At 61.1% G+C, this 19731-nt stretch carries 20 protein-coding genes; 6 read left to right on the top strand and 14 right to left on the bottom strand.

Annotated features, from left to right (window positions below; translation table 11 throughout):
• Positions 1-31 precede the first annotated feature (31 nt).
• The 4 genes from hpf to K1X80_RS24070 are packed head-to-tail and all read left to right on the top strand — an operon-like array spanning position 32 to position 1963.
• Positions 32-337: a ribosome hibernation-promoting factor, HPF/YfiA family gene (hpf, locus tag K1X80_RS24055; protein ID WP_032860085.1), complete on the top strand. Its 306-nt coding sequence runs from the start codon at positions 32-34 to the stop codon at positions 335-337.
• A gap of 12 nt (positions 338-349) precedes the next feature.
• Positions 350-814: a PTS IIA-like nitrogen regulatory protein PtsN gene (gene ptsN, locus K1X80_RS24060; RefSeq protein ID WP_057958463.1), complete on the top strand. Its 465-nt coding sequence runs from the start codon at positions 350-352 to the stop codon at positions 812-814.
• Positions 815-816: 2 nt separating this feature from the next.
• Entirely contained in the window at positions 817-1674 is an 858-nt protein-coding gene (rapZ, locus tag K1X80_RS24065; protein ID WP_057958462.1) for an RNase adapter RapZ, read from the top strand.
• A 16-nt stretch (positions 1675-1690) separates the two neighbouring features.
• Positions 1691-1963, top strand: coding sequence for an HPr family phosphocarrier protein (locus K1X80_RS24070; protein WP_057438107.1), 273 nt, complete (start codon positions 1691-1693; stop codon positions 1961-1963).
• A 200-nt stretch (positions 1964-2163) separates the two neighbouring features.
• Here K1X80_RS24070 and K1X80_RS24075 read toward each other — a convergent pair whose 3' ends face one another.
• From K1X80_RS24075 to pmbA, 6 genes are all read right to left on the bottom strand, one after another.
• Positions 2164-3057 carry a ZIP family metal transporter gene (locus K1X80_RS24075; RefSeq protein WP_057958461.1) on the bottom strand — a complete coding sequence of 298 codons (894 nt, stop codon included), beginning with the start codon at positions 3055-3057 and terminating at the stop codon, positions 2164-2166.
• Between the two features lie 31 nt (positions 3058-3088).
• Positions 3089-3700 carry a superoxide dismutase gene (locus tag K1X80_RS24080; RefSeq protein WP_057958460.1) on the bottom strand — a complete coding sequence of 204 codons (612 nt, stop codon included), beginning with the start codon at positions 3698-3700 and terminating at the stop codon, positions 3089-3091.
• Between the two features lies 1 nt (position 3701).
• The gene (locus K1X80_RS24085; RefSeq protein WP_057958459.1) at positions 3702-4145 is read right to left on the bottom strand and encodes a hypothetical protein; all 444 of its coding nucleotides are present in this window, start codon (positions 4143-4145) and stop codon (positions 3702-3704) included.
• A 27-nt stretch (positions 4146-4172) separates the two neighbouring features.
• Entirely contained in the window at positions 4173-5549 is a 1377-nt protein-coding gene (locus K1X80_RS24090) for a lyase family protein (RefSeq protein ID WP_216311925.1), read from the bottom strand.
• Positions 5542-5937, bottom strand: a complete 396-nt coding sequence (locus K1X80_RS24095; RefSeq protein WP_057438105.1) for a hypothetical protein — start codon at positions 5935-5937, stop codon at positions 5542-5544. The genes K1X80_RS24090 and K1X80_RS24095 overlap by 8 nt, the downstream gene beginning before the upstream one ends.
• A 151-nt stretch (positions 5938-6088) precedes the next feature.
• Entirely contained in the window at positions 6089-7435 is a 1347-nt protein-coding gene (pmbA, locus tag K1X80_RS24100) for a metalloprotease PmbA (RefSeq protein WP_057958457.1), read from the bottom strand.
• Positions 7436-7543: 108 nt separating this feature from the next.
• Here pmbA and yjgA point away from each other — a divergent pair, with 108 nt between their 5' ends.
• On the top strand, positions 7544-8065 hold the full coding sequence (yjgA, locus tag K1X80_RS24105; RefSeq protein WP_029291815.1) for a ribosome biogenesis factor YjgA: 522 nt from the start codon (positions 7544-7546) through the stop codon (positions 8063-8065).
• Positions 8066-8110: 45 nt separating this feature from the next.
• Here yjgA and tldD read toward each other — a convergent pair whose 3' ends face one another.
• The 8 genes from tldD to mreB all read right to left on the bottom strand — a co-directional run bounded on the left by tldD (position 8111) and on the right by mreB (position 19233).
• On the bottom strand, positions 8111-9553 hold the full coding sequence (tldD, locus tag K1X80_RS24110) for a metalloprotease TldD (protein WP_057958456.1): 1443 nt from the start codon (positions 9551-9553) through the stop codon (positions 8111-8113).
• A 16-nt stretch (positions 9554-9569) separates the two neighbouring features.
• The gene (locus tag K1X80_RS24115; protein ID WP_057958455.1) at positions 9570-10418 is read right to left on the bottom strand and encodes a carbon-nitrogen hydrolase family protein; all 849 of its coding nucleotides are present in this window, start codon (positions 10416-10418) and stop codon (positions 9570-9572) included.
• A 48-nt stretch (positions 10419-10466) separates the two neighbouring features.
• Complete coding sequence (locus K1X80_RS24120) at positions 10467-14282, bottom strand: YhdP family protein (protein WP_057958454.1); 3816 nt, start codon at positions 14280-14282, stop codon at positions 10467-10469.
• Positions 14283-14357: 75 nt separating this feature from the next.
• On the bottom strand, positions 14358-15815 hold the full coding sequence (rng, locus tag K1X80_RS24125) for a ribonuclease G (protein ID WP_115128995.1): 1458 nt from the start codon (positions 15813-15815) through the stop codon (positions 14358-14360).
• Positions 15816-15884: 69 nt separating this feature from the next.
• A complete protein-coding gene (locus K1X80_RS24130; protein WP_128592806.1) occupies positions 15885-16481 on the bottom strand; it encodes a nucleoside triphosphate pyrophosphatase in 597 nt (198 codons plus the stop codon).
• A gap of 50 nt (positions 16482-16531) precedes the next feature.
• Positions 16532-17020 (bottom strand): rod shape-determining protein MreD, encoded by a 489-nt coding sequence (gene mreD / locus K1X80_RS24135; protein ID WP_057958452.1) that lies wholly within the window; start codon positions 17018-17020, stop codon positions 16532-16534.
• The gene (gene mreC / locus K1X80_RS24140; protein WP_081044183.1) at positions 17020-18057 is read right to left on the bottom strand and encodes a rod shape-determining protein MreC; all 1038 of its coding nucleotides are present in this window, start codon (positions 18055-18057) and stop codon (positions 17020-17022) included. The genes mreD and mreC overlap by 1 nt, the downstream gene beginning before the upstream one ends.
• A gap of 138 nt (positions 18058-18195) precedes the next feature.
• A complete protein-coding gene (gene mreB / locus K1X80_RS24145; RefSeq protein WP_002555108.1) occupies positions 18196-19233 on the bottom strand; it encodes a rod shape-determining protein MreB in 1038 nt (345 codons plus the stop codon).
• 210 nt (positions 19234-19443) lie between these two features.
• Between mreB and gatC the strand changes: the two genes are divergently transcribed.
• A complete protein-coding gene (gatC, locus tag K1X80_RS24150) occupies positions 19444-19731 on the top strand; it encodes an Asp-tRNA(Asn)/Glu-tRNA(Gln) amidotransferase subunit GatC (protein ID WP_003216077.1) in 288 nt (95 codons plus the stop codon).

The following is a 19731-nucleotide window of genomic DNA, read 5'->3' on the forward strand; positions in this document are numbered from 1 at the left end:
CTTTATGCACTGGCAACGAAGGAGAAGCTGTATGCAAGTCAACATCAGTGGACACCAACTGGAAGTGACCGAACCGCTGCGCGCCTACATCAGCGAGAAACTCAAACGAATTGAGGGGCATTTCGACAAGATCACCAATGTGCAAGTCATCATGTCTGTCGAAAAGCTGAAGCAGAAAATCGAAGCCACCTTGCGTATACCCGGCGGGGAAGTAGTCGCCAATGCAGAGCATTCAGACATGTATGCCGCCATTGACGACCTGACCGACAAGCTGGATCGCCAAATCAAAAAGCATAAGGAAAAGCAGCAGAGCCTTCTTCAAGGCACAGGCCGCTAACACTCCCCACCCATGATTCGACTTGAAACCATCCTGACCCCCGGCCGTTCACTCGTGAACGCGCCGGGTGGCAGTAAAAAGAAAGCCCTCGAACAGATTGCCAACCTGATCAGCCGCGAAGTGCCTGAGCTGGTGATGCAAGATGTATACGAGGCTCTGATTGCCCGTGAAAAACTCGGTTCGACCGGTTTTGGCAACGGCATCGCTATTCCTCATTGCCGCCTAAAAGGCTGTGAAACACCGGTGAGCGCCCTGTTGCACCTGGACGCCCCCACTGATTTCGACGCTATCGACGGCGCCCCGGTTGACCTGCTGTTCGTCCTGCTGGTCCCGGAAGCGGCCACCGATGCACACCTGGAACTGCTCCGGCAGATCGCCAGCATGCTTGACCGTGACGAAGTACGTAAGAAACTGCGTAGCGCCAGCACCAATGAAGCGCTGTATCAGGTTGTCCTGGATGAACAAAGCGGGCAGTAATCATGCGTTTGATCATCGTCAGCGGGCGTTCCGGCTCAGGTAAAAGTACGGCCCTCAATGTGCTTGAGGACAGTGGTTTCTATTGCATAGACAACTTGCCGGCCGGCCTGCTGCCCGAGCTGGCAGAACGTGCGCTGATCCATACCGAGCTGGCACAACCGCTGGTGGCCGTGTCCATTGACGCACGCAACCTGCCCAGCCACCTCACGCGTTTCCCGGAATTGCTCGAAGAGGTACGCGCCAAGCATATCCATTGCGACGTGCTGTACCTGGATGCCGACGAAGAAACGCTGCTCAAGCGCTTTTCGGAAACCCGTCGCCGCCACCCACTGAGCAGCCCGCACCGCTCGCTGGCCGAAGCCATCGAGGACGAGACCAAGCTGCTGGGGCCGATCATTGACCTGGCCGACCTCAAGATCAACACCACCAGCCTGAACCTTTACCAACTGCGTGACGCCATCAAGCTGCGCCTGCTGAACCAGCCGGAACCCGGCACCGCGTTCCTTGTTGAGTCCTTTGGCTTCAAGCGGGGCATGCCGATAGACGCCGACCTGGTATTTGACGTGCGTTGCCTGCCCAATCCTTACTGGAAGCCGGAACTGCGCGACCAGTCCGGGCTGGACCAACCGGTTGCCGATTACCTGGCGGCGCAACCGGATGTCGAGGAGATGTTCCAGGACATCTCCAGCTACCTGCTCAAGTGGCTACCGCGCTTTGCCGCCAGCAACCGGGCCTATGTCACCATCGCTATCGGCTGTACCGGCGGGCATCACCGCTCCGTCTACCTGACCGAGCGCCTGGGCCAGGTCTTGCAGCAAACCCTCAAGAATGTCCAGGTTCGCCACCGCGACCTCAGCTGAAAGGAACACCTTCGCGATGCCCGCTCTGGAAATTGAAATCATCAACAAACTGGGCTTGCATGCCCGCGCGTCGGCCAAGTTCGTCGGAGTTGCGGGCCAGTTTCCTTGCCAGGTGCGTGCCGGGCGTACGCCAGAGTCCATGGTCGATGGCAAAAGCATCATGGCCATGATGATGCTTGCCGCAGGCAAGGGCACGACGATTCATCTGAAGACCGAGGGTGAGCAGGAACAGGAAGCGCTGGATGCGCTGGTGAAGTTGATCAACAACTACTTCGATGAAGGCGAATAGCCCTTCTTTCCTGAATGCAGCACAAATCAATGTGGGAGTGGGCTTGCCCGCGATAGCTGGGAGTCAGTCGATACATACTTGACTGATACACCGCTATCGCGGGCAAGCCCGCTCCCACATTTTTTATGCCGAGGTGTCTGCATCGCAAGCAAGCCAGCTCCCACACTAGCCAGCTGCCACATTGCTTTTTGCGTTAGGCATCAGCCCAGCGCTGTATCCATGGCCATCATCAGGCAAAACCCGATGCACAACCCCAGGCTGGCAAGTTTGTCATGGCCATTGCGTCGCGACTCGGGGATTACTTCGTGAGTCACCACCAGTAGCATCGCCCCGGCCGCAAGGGCCAAACCCAGAGGCAGCAGCATCTCGGCCAGGCTGACCAGCCAGGCACAGAGCACGGCAAACACCGGCTCTACCAGGCCGGATGCCGCCCCAATCAGGAATGCCTTGACCCGCGACATCCCCGCCCCTGCCAGCACCAGCGCAATCACCAGCCCTTCCGGCACATCCTGCAAGGCAATGCCCATGGCCAGGCTGTCGGCATCGGGCATACCGCCACCCGCCGAGACGCCTACCGCCATGCCTTCGGGAATATTGTGGGCAATGATCGCGAACACAAACAGCCAGATACGCGGCGGGATCACCGGTTTATCGGGCGTACCGACCAGCATCTCCGGGCTGGCACCGGAGACCTTGCGGTCCACCAGAAACAGGCCGAAGGCACCGAGCATGATGCCGAAGCTGACCAGGCCGCTGGACGCCCAGGGAGTGAGCCCCAGGTTTTCGGCGGCGGCGACCCCTGGCACGACCAGCGAAAACGCGGTCGCCGCGAGCATCACGCCAGCACCGAAGCCCAGCAACGTATCGCTGACCGCTAACGGCATCCGCCGGATCACCAGCACCGGCACCGCCCCCAGCGCCGTACCCAGGGCGCAGATTGCGCCACCTTGCAGTGCGCGCAGGATCCGCGGCTCCAGGTTCAGCCAGGCCAGCCCGTGGGCCACCAGCAATGCCATTCCCGCCAACAGCAGCAGCGAGCCAAACGCATAACGAAACATTCGTACGCTGCTGATCGCCAGTGTTTCAGTGCCCATAGTCGGCCTTAAGTCTTGTTATGAAAGGTCATTAAGCGAGGGCCGCCTGGTAGCGCTCAGCGACTTCCGGCCAGTTGATAACACTGTAGAAGGCGTTGATGTATTCAGGACGGCGGTTCTGATAAAGCAGGTAGTAGGCGTGCTCCCACACGTCCAGACCGAGGATCGGCGTATTGCCATTCATCAACGGGCTGTCCTGGTTGCCACTGCTCTCGACTACCAGGGTCTTTTGCGGGGTCACGCTCAACCAGGCCCAGCCACTGCCGAAGCGGGTCAGCGCAGCTTTGGTAAAGGCCTCCTTGAAGGCGTCAAACCCACCCAGCTGCTCATCAATCGCCTGGCCCAGGGCACCTTCGGGCTTGCCGCCGCCCTTGGGTGACATGACTGCCCAGAACAATGAGTGGTTGGCATGCCCGCCCCCCTGGTTAATCACCGCTGCGCGCAGCTTTTCCGGCAGTTGCTGGACGCTGGAGACCAGTTTCTCGATGGGCCAGCCAGCAAACTCAGTGCCTTCGACCGCCGCATTGAGGTTATTGATGTAGGTCTGGTGGTGCTTGGTGTAGTGGATTTCCATGGTTTGCGCATCAATATGCGGCTCCAGGGCATCGTAGGCGTAAGGCAAGGCAGGCAAGGTGTAGGACATATCAATGTGCTCCATAAAAAGGGCTGTTGCGGGTCGGCGCATCCGTCGACGCCGTATGGCTGCCTAGCAAGCGATGGGTACGGGGGTATTCACCGTGATCGCTGATGAAATTCAACAGTTCGACGTAGGTCTTGCTGCTCTGGCGCAAGGCCGCCTCGCGCAGGGGCTGAGGCAGCCGGGTGTCCTGCATGGTCTGCAGCAAGCGCTGGTGAATGGCGCAGAGGTATTCCGCGCTTTCTTCCGGCTGGTTCAGGCGCAGGTGCAGGTCCGCCAGGTTGTGATGGGAAATGACGCAAGCGGCTACGGCTTCGTCGGCATCACCCCAGCGCTCGAACAACACTTGGGCCAGGGCCAGGGCTTGCAGGTAATGCTCGCGGGCATCCACCAGTTCGCCCTGCATAAAGCAGTGATTGGCCCGTTCGATCGTGCGTTTCCAATGCTCCATGGTGAGCCTCCAAAGCAGGGTCGGTGATTACACGCCACCCGCCGTGAGCTTTTCCGGATCCAGGAGGATTTCCAGTTGGCTGCGGGGCAAGTCGGTGTGCTCAAGCGCCACATCAATCACCGGCCGGCCTTGTTGATAGGCTTTCTTGGCGATTTCAGCGGCCTTTTGGTAACCAATGATCGGGTTGAGTGCGGTAACCAGGATCGGGTTACGCGACAGCGCTTCCTTGAGCTTGGGTTCGTTGACCTTGAAGCTGGCGATGGCCTTGTCTGCCAGCAGACGGCTGGAGTTGGCCAACAGTTCCAGGCTGTTGAGCAGGTTCTGGGCGATGATCGGCAGCATCACGTTGAGTTCGAAGTTGCCGGACTGACCGGCGATGGTGATTACGCTGTCATTGCCGATCACCTGGGCCGCGACCATGGCCGTAGCCTCTGGAATCACCGGGTTGACCTTGCCCGGCATGATCGACGAGCCCGGCTGCAGACCTTCGAGTTCGATTTCACCGAGACCGGCAAGGGGGCCGGAGTTCATCCAGCGCAAGTCGTTGGCGATTTTCATCAGCGACACGGCAATCGCTTTGAGTTGGCCGGAGACGGCAACGGCGGTGTCCTGGGAGCCGATCAGAGCAAACAGGTTCTTGCCCGGAGTGAACTGCACCTGGGTCAGGCTGCTCAACTGCTGACTGAAACGCGCAGCAAACTCAGGATGCGCGTTGATACCGGTGCCAACGGCCGTGCCGCCCTGAGCCAGGGCCTGCAGGCTTGGCAGCAAGCCCTGCAAGTGCGCGATATTGGCCTTGAGTTGCTGCGCCCATCCTTCAAGCACCTGGCTCATGCGCACCGGCATGGCGTCCATCAGGTGAGTACGCCCGGTCTTGATGAACGGATGAACTTCCACCGCCTTGCGCTCGATCACCGCAACCAGATGCAGCAACGCCGGCAACGTCTGTTCATGCAGCACCAGCGCGGCGCTGACGTGAATGGTGGTCGGGATGATGTCGTTGCTGCTTTGCCCGCAATTGACGTGGTCATTGGGGTTGACCGGCTCGCCCAGCAGGCGGCTGGCCAGGGTCGCAATCACTTCGTTGGCGTTCATGTTGGAGCTGGTGCCGGAGCCGGTCTGGAAAATATCCACTGGGAAGTGCTGCATGAAGTCGCCTTCCAGCAAGCCTTGGGCGGCGTCGACGATGGCTTTGCCCTGGCTTGCGCTGATCTGCTTGAGATCGACGTTGGCCTTGGCGGCGGCGGCCTTGGCCAGGATCAGGGCGCGGATGAACTGGGTCGGCATGCGCTGGCGGCTGATCGGGAAGTTATCCACCGCACGCTGGGTTTGCGCGCCATACAACGCGTCGGCCGGTACCTGTAGTTCGCCCATGCTGTCGCGTTCGATACGGGTGTTACTCATCGGAAGATCCTTGCACCAAGTCGGAGTGAGAAATCGAAGGTTGCAGTTCGCAAGTCGCCAATTGCCAGGCAAAGGTCTGCCAGCGCTTGAGGCGGCAGGCACAGTGAGACAGGTTTTCCAGGTCGCGCAGCGGGCGCCAGGCCTGGTCCAGGCATGTGGAGCGCCAATGCCAGGGCAAGGCGATATCGGTGGCGGTGTCGAGCAGCAGGCGGAACGAGGTTTCGGCGATGGTCCACGGGTGCGTGGCCGTGCAACAGGCCAGATAGCGGCCTTCGCTGAGGTAGTGTTCGATCAGGCGCGGCTCGTCAGGGTTGAGCCCGCAGCGAATCTGACGACTCATCCAGCGCCAGCTTTCCAGGTAGGGATCCTCGTGCAGGACAGAACTCATGACCCATGCTCACTCGATAATGATATTTATTATTAAATGATATTGAGAATCAAAACAAGCTATTGAACCGATACCTTTGTCGGCCTTGTGATATTCCAGGCAAAAAAAAGCGCCACCCTGGGGGTGGCGCTGTTGTGTAACGGGTTGCGGCTTAGCTGCCGGCGACGGTCATGCGTTCGATCAGCACCGAGCCGGTGCGGATATTGCTGCGCAATTCCAGATCGTTACCCACGGCGACGATCTGCTTGAACATGTCGCGCATATTGCCGGCGATGGTCACTTCCTGGACCGCGAACTGGATTTCGCCATTCTCCACCCAGAACCCCGCCGCGCCTCGGGAATAATCGCCCGTCACCATGTTCAAGCCGTGGCCCATCAGCTCGGTCACCAGCAAACCACGGCCCATGCGCCGCAGGAGCGCCGCCTGGTCTTCGTCGCCATGGGTCACGAACAGGTTGTGAACCCCACCGGAGTTGGCGGTACTCGGCAGACCGAGCTTGCGCCCGGCGTAGGTGCCAAGCACGTAGGACACCAGCTCACCGTTCTCGACAAACGGCTTGGCGTAGGTTGCCAGGCCGTCGCCATCAAAGGCCGAGCTGCCCATGGCGCGCATCAGGTGCGGGCGTTCGTCCAGGGTCAGCCACTCCGGAAACAGCTTCTGCCCCAGCGCGCCTTCAAGGAACGACGATTTGCGGTACAGATTACCCCCGGAAATCGCCCCGAGAAAGCTGCCGAACAGACCACCCGCCAGTTCCGCCGAAAACAACACCGGCACTTCGCACGTCGGCACCGGGCGCGCACCCAGGCGGCTCGCCGCCCGTTGCGCGGCGCGCTGGCCGATGCTCACCGGGTCCGCCAACAGCTCACCCTGGCGACTCACGTCATACCAGTAGTCACGCTGCATCTGGCCATCGGCCTCGGCGATCATCACGCAGCTCAAGCTATGGCGCGTCGACGCATAGCCGCCGATAAACCCGTGGCTGTTGCCATACACCCGGCAACCCTGGTGGGTGCTCAGGGTGGTGCCATCGGCATTCTTGATCCGGCTGTCGGCATCAAACGCCGCGGCTTCGCAGGCCAGGGCCTTTTCGATGGCCTGCTCGGGAGTGATATCCCAGGCGTGAAACAGGTCGAAATCCTTGAGATCCCGCGCCATCAAGGCCGCATCCGCCAAACCCGAGGCCTCGTCTTCGGAGGTGTGCTTGGCAATCGCCAGTGCGGCGGCAACCGTCTCGCGAATCGCTTCCGGGCCGCTGGCCGAAGTGCTGGCCGAGCCTTTGCGCTGCCCCACATACAAGGTGATGCCAAAACCCTGGTCGCGGTTGAACTCAACGGTTTCCACTTCCCGCTGGCGTACCGAAGTCGACAGGCCCTGCTCCAGCGACACCGCCACTTCACAGGCACTGGCGCCCTGGCGCTTGGCCTCGGCGATGATCTGCTCAACTTGTTCCTGCAGTGCCGGTAACGCTTGTGGACCGACGCTTTGGGCTGCACTCATGGTTCTCTCCACTCAAATTCTGCTTTCGGTTAAGGCCATCGAGCGACCGGGCCGGACAAGCGGCCCCCGACTGGTTATCATGGCGGCGTTTCTTTGCGGACTGCCACCATGGTTGATTCTTACGACGACTCCCTCGATGGGGAGAAAAGCAAAACCCAGGTCAAACGCGAGCTGCATGCTCTGGTTGATCTCGGCGAGCGCCTTACAACACTCAAGCCGGACTTGATTGCCAAACTGCCACTGACCGACGAAATGCGCCGGGCCTTGGCGGATGCACCCAAGCACACCGCGAATATCGCGCGTAAACGGCACATCATGTTTATCGGCAAGCTGATGCGCGACCAGGACACTGACGCCATTCTGACTTTGCTCGATCAACTCGATGCTTCCACCCGCCAATACAACGAACGTTTCCATAACCTGGAACGTTGGCGTGACCGCCTGATCGGCGGTGACGACGCTGTATTGGAGAAGTTCGTCCTGGACTATCCGGACGCCGACCGCCAGCAACTGCGCTCCCTGATCCGTCAGGCCCAGCACGAACTGGCACAGAACAAGGCGCCGGCCACCAGCCGTAAAATCTTCAAGTACATCCGTGAGCTGGACGAGACTCAACGCGGCCTGCGCTGATCCTCTTCCCCGGGTGGCGATCTTCGCCACCCGAAGCTCCACGCCTTACGACCCCGTACCACCCACGGTGATCGCATCAATTTTCAGGGTTGGCTGGCCGACACCCACCGGCACCGACTGCCCATCCTTGCCACACATCCCCACACCGCTGTCCAGCGCCAGGTCGTTACCGACCATCGACACCTTGCTCATGGCTTCCGGGCCGTTGCCAATCAGGGTTGCACCCTTGACCGGCGCGGTGATCTTGCCGTCTTCGATCAGATAGGCTTCGCTGGTGGAGAACACAAACTTGCCGCTGGTGATATCCACCTGGCCGCCACCAAGATTGGCGCAATAGATCCCACGCTTCACCGAGGCAATGATCTCTGCCGGGTCGCTTTCGCCCGCGAGCATGTAGGTGTTGGTCATGCGCGGCATCGGCAAATGCGCGTAGGACTCGCGACGGCCGTTGCCGGTACGCGCCACGCCCATCAGGCGCGCGTTGAGCTTGTCTTGCATATAGCCCTTGAGCACGCCATTTTCGATCAACGTGGTGCACTCGGTCGGCGTACCTTCGTCGTCGACGCTCAGGGAACCACGGCGACCGGCCAATGTACCGTCGTCGACAATGGTGCAGAGCTTGGAGGCGACCATTTCGCCCATGCGCCCGCTGTAGGCGGAGCTGCCCTTGCGGTTGAAGTCACCTTCCAGGCCATGCCCCACCGCTTCATGCAGCAAAACCCCGGACCAGCCCGAACCCAGGACCACCGGCAGCGTACCCGCTGGCGCCGGAATGGCTTCCAGGTTGACCAGCGCCTGGCGCAACGCCTCGCGGGCGTAGCCCATGGCGCGGTCGTCGGTTAGGAAATAGCGATAATCCGTACGCCCACCGCCACCGTGGCCGCCGCGCTCGCGACGCCCGTTCTGCTCGACGATCACACTGACATTAAAGCGCACCAGCGGGCGCACATCCGCCGCCAGGCTGCCATCGGTGGACGCCACCAGGATGCGCTCCCAGACCCCGGCCATGCTCACGCTCACTTGCTGGATACGCGGGTCGAGGGCCCGGGTTGCAGCATCCACACGCTTGAGCAACTCGACCTTTTCGGCACGGGTCATTACTTCCAGTGGATTATCCGGGCCGTACAACTGGGCCACGTCCTGGGTACTGAACGCCTGCACGGTGCCGTGCTGCCCGGCGCGGGAAATCGAACGCGCCGCGCGGGCGGCCAGGCCCAGGGCTTCGAGGGTGATGGCATTGCTATAAGCAAAGCCGGTCTTCTCACCGGACTGCGCGCGCACGCCAACCCCTTGGTCAAGGTTGAAGCTGCCGTCCTTGACGATCCCGTCTTCCAGGGACCATGACTCGGAAATCTGCCCCTGGAAATACAGGTCTGCAGCATCAATACCCGGCCCGGCCAGGTCACCCAGTACGGTTTGCAGACTTTCGATGGTCACGCCACCGGGCGCCAGGAGGTGTTCACTGACTGAGGACAACAACTCGCTCATAGGTTCGGCCTTAAATTCATCGTTCTGAAGCAGGTCGCTGTGCGCCCTGCGAGAAAAAGCGCCGGTGGCCTGCCACCGGCATGCGCGCCCGTATCGACGCTTGTTCGCTGCTATCGCGTTCGGCCAACAACACCGCTTCGCCTTGATCTTGTTGCGCCAGTACGCGCCCCCATGGGTCGATAATTGCCCCATGGCCAAATGTTTCCCGTGGCCCCGGATGCACACCGCCCTGGGCGGCCGCCAGCAGATAGCACTGGGTTTCTATGGCCCGGGCCCGGATCAGCACATCCCAGTGCGCAGCCCCCGTTACCGCCGTAAAGGCCGAAGGCGCAGTAATCAATTCGGCCCCCGCCGCACGCAATTCGCTGTACAACTCGGGGAAGCGCAGGTCATAACAGACCGTCAGCCCCAGGCGCCCAACCGGCGTATCGGCCACCACTACCTGGTTACCGTAAGCATAGTCGTCAGATTCGCGATAACGACCGCGCGCATCCGCCACGTCCACGTCGAATAGATGCAGCTTGTCGTAGCGCGCCACAATCTGCCCCTGCGCGTCGATCAACAGCGAGCACGCATTGGACTTGGCGTCGGGCTGCCCGAGCGGGGGCAACGGCAAGGTACCGGCCACTATCCATAAGTTGAGGTCACGGGCGGCCAGTTTCAACCACGGCAGGATCGGCCCCTCGCCCACAGCTTCGGCGTGGCCGATAGCGGCCACGTCACGGCGGCCCATGGCGGCGAAGTTTTCCGGCAGCACTGCCAGTTGCGCGCCCCCCGCCGCCGCCTGCTCCAGCAACCGCCGGGCCTGGGCCAGGTTGGCCAGAACATCACTCTGGCTGACCATCTGGATTACCGCAAAGGACATGGGCCGACACTCCATAAAAAGCATGGGGCCATGCTACTCCACAGGGGCTTATTGCGGTTTTTCAAATGGCTTGTCGAAGGTGATTTTTGGATCTTTCCATGGCCCTTCCACCTTGTACTGGACGCTGGCAAAACGCGAGACCCGATCGCCAATCAGTTTGTCGATCAGGAACAGTGCGCCGCCAATGGCCGGTGCCCCCACGATCAACGCGGCGATCGGCAGGTTGTTGGTCACCGGCAGGGTCACCAGCAACTTGGCATCGACACGGTCAGCCACCAGGTCCAGCGTGCCGTTAAGCTCCAGGTTGCTCGACGGCCCGGTGAGAACAATCGGCTCACGGGTCACAAACACACCATTGCTGGCGGCCAGCAGGCCCTTGACCCGATCGTAGCTCAGGCCCTTGCCGAGCAAGTCCGAGAAGTCCAGGCGCAAACGCCGGCCAATCGAGTTGAAGTTCAGCAGACCAAACACCCGCAACGCCTGGGCACCGCCCTCGACCTCGACAAACTGGCCCTTGCGGAACGATGCATCCAGGCTCCCGGAAAACCGCTTGGGCCCAACCCACGCAGGCGAACCCGGCCAGCGTCCATCAACATCCAGATGGAAGCTCTGGCTGGTCACGGTGGGCGCGAAGCCCCAGCCTTTAAGCACATCGGCGATATTCTTGCCGTCCAGGCGCCCCTTGTACCAACTGCTGCTGGCGCCCGGCGCCCCTTCCCAGCCACCGGCCCCCTTGAGCCGCATACCCTTGAGGCCCAGGTCGAGGTTGTTGAAGGCCATGCCCTTGGCCGTCGGGCGCACCTTCAAGGACCAGGCACCGATCAAGTCGGGCCCCTGCAACAACTGGCCAATGGAAATATCCAGCGCCGGAATGTCCTTGGGATCAATGTTCGCCAGGGGATCAGGCGCGTTCTCGTCGGCCTGTACCGTGGGGTCAACCGCCGGTAGCTTCACGTATTGCAGATTGATGGCGATGGGTGCGCCCTTGGCATCCGGCAGGCCAATAGCCCCCTTGGCTTGCTGGCTGTCGAGCTGCAGCCCCCAGGCCGCGGGCTTGCGCTCCAGTTGCAGGCTGACCTGGTCGAATTGAGTACCAAAGCCTGTCAGCTTGCCGATCTTGAAATCGGCACTGCTCAACAGTTGCTTGGCATTGCCACTCGGATCATTGCCGGCGTAGCGGTCCACCAGTTTCTTCCACGGATCTATATCCAGCTCCGACAGCACCCCGCGAATCCGCAGGCCCTTGCCACCGGGCAGCAAGGCATCGCCATCCCCGAGGAACAGTTCGCCACGGCCCTGGGCAAAGTTGTTCGCCGGGGCTGCAAAGGTAAAGTTCGCCAGCTCGCCGTAATCAAACCAGTAGCGTCGCTCTGCGCCCTGCAAGGTCATGCGGAACACACTGGCGCGGCCCTGACCGGCGGACATGCCAAACGGAGCAGGCAAATCCACCGCCACGCCCTTGAGGTTGGAACTGACCCGCAACTGGCTGTCGGCACCGTCCAGGTCCAGTTGCAGTTGATACGGGATATCCCCGGACACCGGCAGCGGCTGGCCGACTTTCAGCCAGTCGGTGAGGCGCTTGACCGTCACCTGGCCCTTGGCGGTGACCCGCGTGCTGAGATTGCCCGGCTTGCCACCGGCAGCAATCTGCGCCGTGATCGGCCGGTCAAAGGCCTGGGCACTGATGTTCTGGCCACTCAGGCCCTTGGTGCTGTCGAAGCGGAATTCGCCCTTGAGCTGGTTCAGGTCCAGGGTCGGCTCGGCCAGTTGCAGGTGCGCCTTGTCAGTCTTGAAGTCCACCACGATTTTCGGCTCGGTGCCTTTGGCCAGGGGGATGTCCAGGTCGAGTGAACCTTGCAGGTCGCCCTCGCCTTTCCAGCCGGCAAACGTCGACGCCGTGCCGATGGGGGCTTCCTGCAGGATCTTCAGGCCGTCACCCAGCCCACCGGCAAACCCGCCCGTCAGCAGCAGATGACTGTCATGGCCAGGAAGCGCATGGGGAATGTTGACGTAGATATCCTTGACCTTGGTGTCGAGCAATTGCCCCTTGCTGGCCAGGATGCGCACACCGGTTTCTTCGACAAACACTTCACCGGTCACCTTGCTCACATGGGGCCAGCCAGGCTGGAACGCCAGCTCGGCGTCATGCACCTTGAAGAACAGGCTGATATTGCGCGCCGCCGTCACCGCATCGTGGTTCAACGAACCTTGATACTGGAAGAAGCCTTCATCGACCGCGCCCTTGAGAATGGCCGTACGCAGCCATTCATCCAGGGCCGGGCTCAACACCGCCGGCAGGTATTTGGGGGTAAAGCGTCCATCGCCATCGACCATGCCGACCCGCAGGTCCATGTAGTCTTCCTGGCTATGATCGAAATGCAGGCGAATCAGGAAGTCCGCCGCGACCTTGCCCTCTTCCCCCAGCACCTTGATATACGGTGCGATCAGCGTGAAGCCTTGTTCATCCAGCTTCCACGTCAGGCGCGCGTTGGCCTGGATGTACTGCCAGGGCTTGGCGAAAATCGGGTACAGGTGCAAGGCAAAGTCCTTGCTGTCCATGCGCAGCTCGCCCTGGCCCAGGTCGCCGCTGATGCTGCCGGAGACATTGCGGGCCGCCGGTGCGCCGAAATACGCATCAAAGCCCACCCGCTCGAGGTTGGCGGCAAAGCTGATGCGCTGATCGCCCGTCTCCTGGGGACGATAATCCACCAGGACATTGCGCAGCACGCCCGTGGCTTTCAACGCTTCGACGGTCTTGGCAACCCCCTCGGGCAATGGTGCCAGGGCGTTGAGCAAGGGGGTGATCGGCGTCAGGTCCAGGCGGTCGGCCTGAAGGTTCCAGGTTTCCTGGGCCTTGTCGGTGGCCAGGGTTTGCTGCAATTGCAGGTGCGACTCCCAACGGGTGTCGCCCAGGTTCATGGCCAGCGAGTCGAAGACCACCTTAAGGCCGCGGTCACTGCGTTGCAGGTAGGCCGTCAGGCCCAGGTTGTGGATGCTCACGGGTTTGCGCTGGGCATACCGCACCTTCACTTGCGGCGCATTGAGCCGCGCGGCGGCGCTTTGCAGCGCTCCGCCGGCCCAGGTCAGCCAGAGTTCGCCGCCGGCTTTCAGCTCATTGAGTTTCCAGTCCCGGGTCAACTTCGCCGGAATCCATTGCGCCCAATTGCTCTGGGGCAGGCTCAGGTAGGCCTGGACTTCACCATCGCGCCACTGGCTAGCGCGGATCCGCGTGCGCAGGCTGAGGGCCAGCGGCTGCCCATCGGGCAAGGTCAGGCGTGCATCCAGGCGTTGGCGGGTGGCACCGGTTTGCAGGCTCAGGCCCACATAGGTCAAGGTCAGCGGCGCTTGTTCAAACGGTTGCAAAGTGACCTGGCTGTCGAGCAGCGAAATCTTCGCCACCGCTTGCATGCGCGTGAGCAGTCGTTCCGGGTCCAGGGGCTGGTCGTCCTGCACAGGCAGGCCTTGCAGCGCCCAACGGCCGTCCTGGTCCTCCTTGACACTGAGCTGCAATCCGCTGACTTCCAAGTGGGCAATGCGCACATCCCACGCCAGCAAGCTGGCCCAGAGATCGGGCACCACTTGCACCTGGTCCAGGCGCAAGGCACTGCTGCCCTCGCCGACCATCACGTCATGGGCCAGCAAGACCGGGGCAAAGCCGCTCCAGCGCCCTTCCAGGCTGCCAATGCTCAGGGGCATGTCGACCGCCGCCTGCGCCTTGGCCTCGACTTCGGCACGGTACTCCGCCACCAATGGCGTCAATTCACGGCCCAGGCTGACGTAGACCGCCGCCAGTACCAACAGCAATGCACACAGGCCAAGGCCCCAACGGGTCAGTGCGGCAAAAAAGCGTTGTAGACGCTCCATGTCAGGCGACCCTCAAGGTAATAGTCGGACGGCAGATCAAGGTCTGGCGGTCTCGTTGAACAGGACGGATGCGAATCAGAGCAGCACCACGTCGTATTGTTCCTGGGAATACATGGTTTCGACCTGGAAACGGATGGTACGGCCAATAAAGCCCTCCAGTTCCGCAACGTTGCCCGACTCTTCGTCGAGCAACCGATCAACCACCTTCTGATTGGCCAGGACTCTATAACCCTCGGCCTGGTAAGCGCGTGCCTCTCGTAGAATTTCCCGGAAAATCTCGTAGCAAACCGTTTCCGGGGTCTTCAACTTTCCGCGCCCCTGGCAACTGCTGCACGGCTCGCACAGCACTTGCTCAAGGCTTTCGCGGGTGCGCTTGCGGGTCATCTGTACCAGGCCCAACTCGGTGATCCCGATGATGTTGGTCTTGGCGTGATCGCGCTCCAGCTGCTTTTCAAGGGTGCGCAACACCTGGCGCTGGTGTTCTTCATCTTCCATGTCGATGAAGTCGATGATGATGATCCCGCCCAGGTTGCGCAGGCGCAGTTGACGGGCAATGGCGGTGGCGGCTTCGAGGTTGGTCTTGAAGATGGTTTCTTCAAGGTTGCGATGGCCGACGAAGGCGCCGGTGTTGACGTCAATGGTGCTCATGGCTTCGGCCGGGTCGACCACCAGGTAGCCACCGGACTTGAGCGGCACCTTGCGCTCCAGGGCCTTCTGGATTTCGTCCTCGACGCCATACAGGTCGAAAATCGGCCGTTCGCCGGGGTAGTGTTCCAGGCGATCGGCGATTTCCGGCATCAGTTCGGCGACAAATTGCGTGGTGCGCTGGAAGGTTTCCCGCGAGTCGATGCGGATTTTCTCGATCTTCGGGCTGACCAGATCACGCAGGGTTCGCAGGGCCAGGCCCAGGTCTTCGTAGATGACACTCGGCGCGCCGACGGTCTTGATCTGGGCCGCGATCTGGTCCCACAGGCGCCGCAGGTAGCGGATGTCCATGAGAATTTCATCGGCACCGGCACCTTCGGCGGCGGTGCGCAGGATAAAGCCGCCCGCCTCTTTGATACCTTCGGCCGCCACGCAATCGCTGACCACCTTTTTCAGGCGCTCACGCTCACCTTCGTCTTCGATTTTCAGGGAAATACCGACGTGGGCGGTGCGCGGCATGTACACCAGGTAACGCGAAGGAATCGACAATTGCGTGGTCAGGCGCGCGCCCTTGGAACCAATCGGGTCTTTGGTGACTTGCACCACCAGGCTCTGCCCTTCGTGCACCAGGGCGCTGATGCTCTCGACCGCTGGGCCTTCGCGCAGGGAGATTTCCGAGGCATGGATAAATGCGGCACGGTCCAGGCCGATATCGACAAAGGCTGCCTGCATGCCCGGCAACACCCGCACAACCTTACCTTTATAGATATTGCCAACGATCCCGCGCTTCTGGGTGCGCTCGACGTGCACTTCCTGCAAAACACCGTTTTCTACCACCGCCACGCGCGATTCCATCGGCGTGATATTGATCAGAATCTCTTCACTCATGGCTGGGTCTCGTTCAGGCGTTTTCACAATAGTGGCCGATCGCTAAAAGGTGGCGCTGGAGTAGAGCGTTCAGCGCACGGAAAGGTGTTGCCAACAGGGTATGCCGAAATGGCCCAGCAGTTCTGCTGTTTCGCAGACCGGCAGGCCAACGACTGCCGAGTAGCTGCCATTGAGCCCGGCGACAAATACCGCCGCCAACCCTTGGATAGCATAGCCGCCCGCCTTGTCCTGGGGTTCACCACTGTGCCAGTAAGTCGTTGCTTCTTGTGTGGAAACCTGACGAAAGCGCACGCGACTGCTGACCAGGCGCGTTTCGCAGCGCTGACCATCGAGCAGGGCAATGGCGGTGAGGACTTCGTGTTCACGATCAGAAAGGGCCAGCAGCATGGCCAGGGCATCGGCCTGGTCCACGGGCTTGCCGAGGATCCGGCCATCCAGGATGACGACAGTATCGGCCCCCAGCACGCAGGCATTTGCGGTATCGGCCAATGTCGCCAGGCCTGCAGCGGCTTTGCCGCGGGCCAGGCGCTCGACGTAGGACGCAGGCGACTCGTCGCCCAGGGGGGTTTCATCAATAGCGGCGTTGACCACGGTGAACGGCACGCCAATCTGGGTCAGCAGTTCACGCCGCCGAGGAGAGCCGGAGGCCAGATAAAGCGATTGCATTGCAAACTCTCCCTGCGGGTTCGATAACCAGGCAGAGCTTCGCGCCCCACTCAATTGATTTTATAGCGGCGACACAACCCACGCAGACCGAAGCTGACCCATGGCCACAACAGCGCGCTGACCAGCGCCGGCAAGACCAGCGCGAGGGTCGGCTGGCGGTTACCGGTCAAGGCGCTAAGCCACAGTTGCACCAACTGGGCCAGACCGAAGATCACCAGGATCACCAGGCATTGCTGCCACATCGGAAACATGCGCAGGCGTTGCTGCAGCGACAGCACCAGGAAGGTAATCAGCGTGAGAATCAAGGCGTTCTGGCCGAGCAAGGTGCCATACATCACGTCTTCAGCCAGCCCCAGGCACATCGCGGTGACCATGCCGACTTTGTGCGGCAAGGCCAGGGCCCAGAAGGCCAGCAGCAAGGCCAGCCACAGCGGGCGCAGGATTTCCATGAATTGCGGCATCGGCGAAACGCTGAGCAACATACCGATGGCGAAGGTCAACCAGACCATCCAACCATTGCGTGAATATGTACCGGCCATTATTGCGCCCCCTGTCGAGTGGTTGCTGGCGCAGGTGCAGCAGCAGGCGTGGACGCCGCAGGCCTGACCGGCCGGGCAGGTGTTGCCGAAGCGGGTGCGGCGGGTGTCGCCACTGGCGCTGCCGGTGTCGCAGGCTTGGGTACGGTTGCGGTGCCGTCCTGCCGGTCCTGCGCTTCCTGGGCCTGGGCAGCCTCGTTGGCGCGCTCTTCTGGCGTGCGCGTGTCACTGAACACCAGCAACAGGTAGCGGCTACGGTTCAGCGCGGCTGTCGGCACGGCACGGACAATCGCGAAAGGCTGGCCGGAATCGTGGATCACTTCCTTGACCGTCGCCACCGGATAGCCCGCCGGGAATCGCTGGCCGAGGCCGGAGCTGACCAGCAGGTCGCCTTCCTTGATGTCGGCGGTGTCGGCCACATGCCGCAATTCCAGGCGCTCCGGGTTGCCGGTACCACTGGCAATCGCCCGCAGGCCATTGCGATTGACCTGCACCGGAATGCTGTGGGTGGTGTCGGTGAGCAGCAGCACGCGGGAGGTATAGGGCATCAACTCCACCACCTGGCCCATCAGGCCACGGGCATCGAGCACCGGCTGGCCAAGGACCACGCCATCGCGCTCGCCCTTGTTGATGATGATGCGATGGGTGAAGGGGTTGGGGTCCATGCCGATCAACTCGGCCACTTCGACCTTTTCGTTGACCAACGCGGAAGAATTGAGCAACTCGCGCAGCCGGACGTTCTGCTCGGTCAGGGCCGCCAGCTTTTGCATGCGCCCCTGCAGCAGCAGGTTTTCGGTCTTGAGCTTTTCGTTCTCGGCCACCAGTTCTGTGCGGCTGCCAAACTGGCTGGCCACACCTTGCCATAGCCGTTGCGGCAGGTCGGTGATCCAGTAGGACTGCATCAATACCAGCGACATCTGGCTACGCACTGGCTTGAGCAGTGTGAAGCGGGCATCGACCACCATCAGCGCGACCGATAGCACGACCAGCACCAACAAGCGCACGCCCAATGAGGGGCCTTTAGTGAAGAGCGGTTTAATAGGCCGCTACTCCCGGGCAGATATTCTCTTTATTCATACGGCATCAAACCGGCCTGGATGCAGATTGAAGAAGATAAACGCCAACAGGCAGCACTGCAAAGTGCTGCCTGTTGATGAAACATGGTGCAACCAACGATCTTATTCGCTGGAGAGCAGGTCCATGGTGTGTTTATCCATCATTTCCAGTGCACGACCACCGCCACGGGCAACGCAGGTCAGCGGGTCTTCGGCGACGATCACCGGCAGGCCGGTTTCCTGGGCCAGCAGCTTGTCGAGGTCACGCAGCAAGGCGCCACCACCGGTCAGCACCAGGCCACGCTCGGCGATATCGGAAGCCAGTTCCGGCGGCGACTGCTCCAGCGCGCTCTTGACCGCCTGAACGATGGTGGCCAGGGACTCTTGCAGAGCTTCCAGCACTTCATTGGAGTTCAGGGTAAAGGCACGTGGCACGCCCTCGGCCAGGTTGCGACCGCGAACATCGACTTCGCGCACTTCGCCACCCGGGTAGGCGGTACCGATTTCCTGCTTGATGCGCTCGGCGGTGGATTCGCCGATCAGGCTGCCGTAGTTACGACGCACATACGTGATGATCGCTTCGTCGAAGCGGTCGCCGCCAACCCGTACGGATTCGGCATACACCACGCCATTGAGGGAGATCAGGGCGATTTCAGTGGTACCGCCACCGATATCCACCACCATCGAACCGCGCGCTTCTTCAACCGGCAGGCCGGCACCGATGGCAGCGGCCATTGGCTCTTCGATCAGGAACACTTCGCGGGCACCGGCACCAAGGGCCGATTCACGGATGGCACGACGCTCCACCTGGGTGGATTTGCACGGTACGCAGATCAGCACACGAGGGCTGGGCTGCAGGAAACTGTTTTCATGAACCTTGTTGATGAAGTACTGCAGCATCTTCTCGCAGACACTGAAGTCGGCGATCACGCCGTCTTTCATCGGACGAATGGCGGCAATGTTGCCAGGTGTACGGCCGAGCATGCGCTTGGCCTCGGTGCCCACGGCAACGACACTTTTCTGATTACCATGGGTCCGAATGGCCACAACCGATGGCTCATTCAGGACGATACCGCGCTCGCGCACGTAAATAAGGGTGTTGGCAGTGCCCAGGTCGATGGAAAGATCGCTGGAAAACATGCCACGCAGTTTCTTGAACATGGGAAAGGGACCCTAGGCAACGCGTGGGTAAAAAAGTGCGGCAAACTCTAACAACGACAGGGATTTTGGGCAAGGCGCCAATGTGCTAAATTGGCCGACTTTCTGTGCACCTAACCCCACAATCGCGGCCTTATGACCGTAGAAATGCGGTAGTGTTCCGACAATCTAACACACGGATAGCTTCCGTTCTGTTTTCCACTGGAGAATCCCATGGCGCTTGAACGCTCCGACGTGGAAAAAATCGCTCATTTGGCCTGCCTGGGCCTCAATGAAGCCGATCTTCCACAGACCACCGCAGCCCTGAACAGCATTCTCGGGCTGGTCGACCAGATGCAAGCGGTGAATACCGATGGCATCGAACCCCTGGCCCACCCACTGGAAGCCAGCCAGCGCCTGCGCGCAGACGTCGTGACCGAACGCAATAATCGCGAGGCCTACCAGTCCATCGCACCAGCGGTCGAAAACGGCCTGTACCTGGTTCCGAAAGTCATCGACTAA

Source organism: Pseudomonas sp. So3.2b (assembly GCF_019464415.1).
In the GTDB taxonomy this organism is placed as follows: domain Bacteria; phylum Pseudomonadota; class Gammaproteobacteria; order Pseudomonadales; family Pseudomonadaceae; genus Aquipseudomonas; species Aquipseudomonas shahriarae.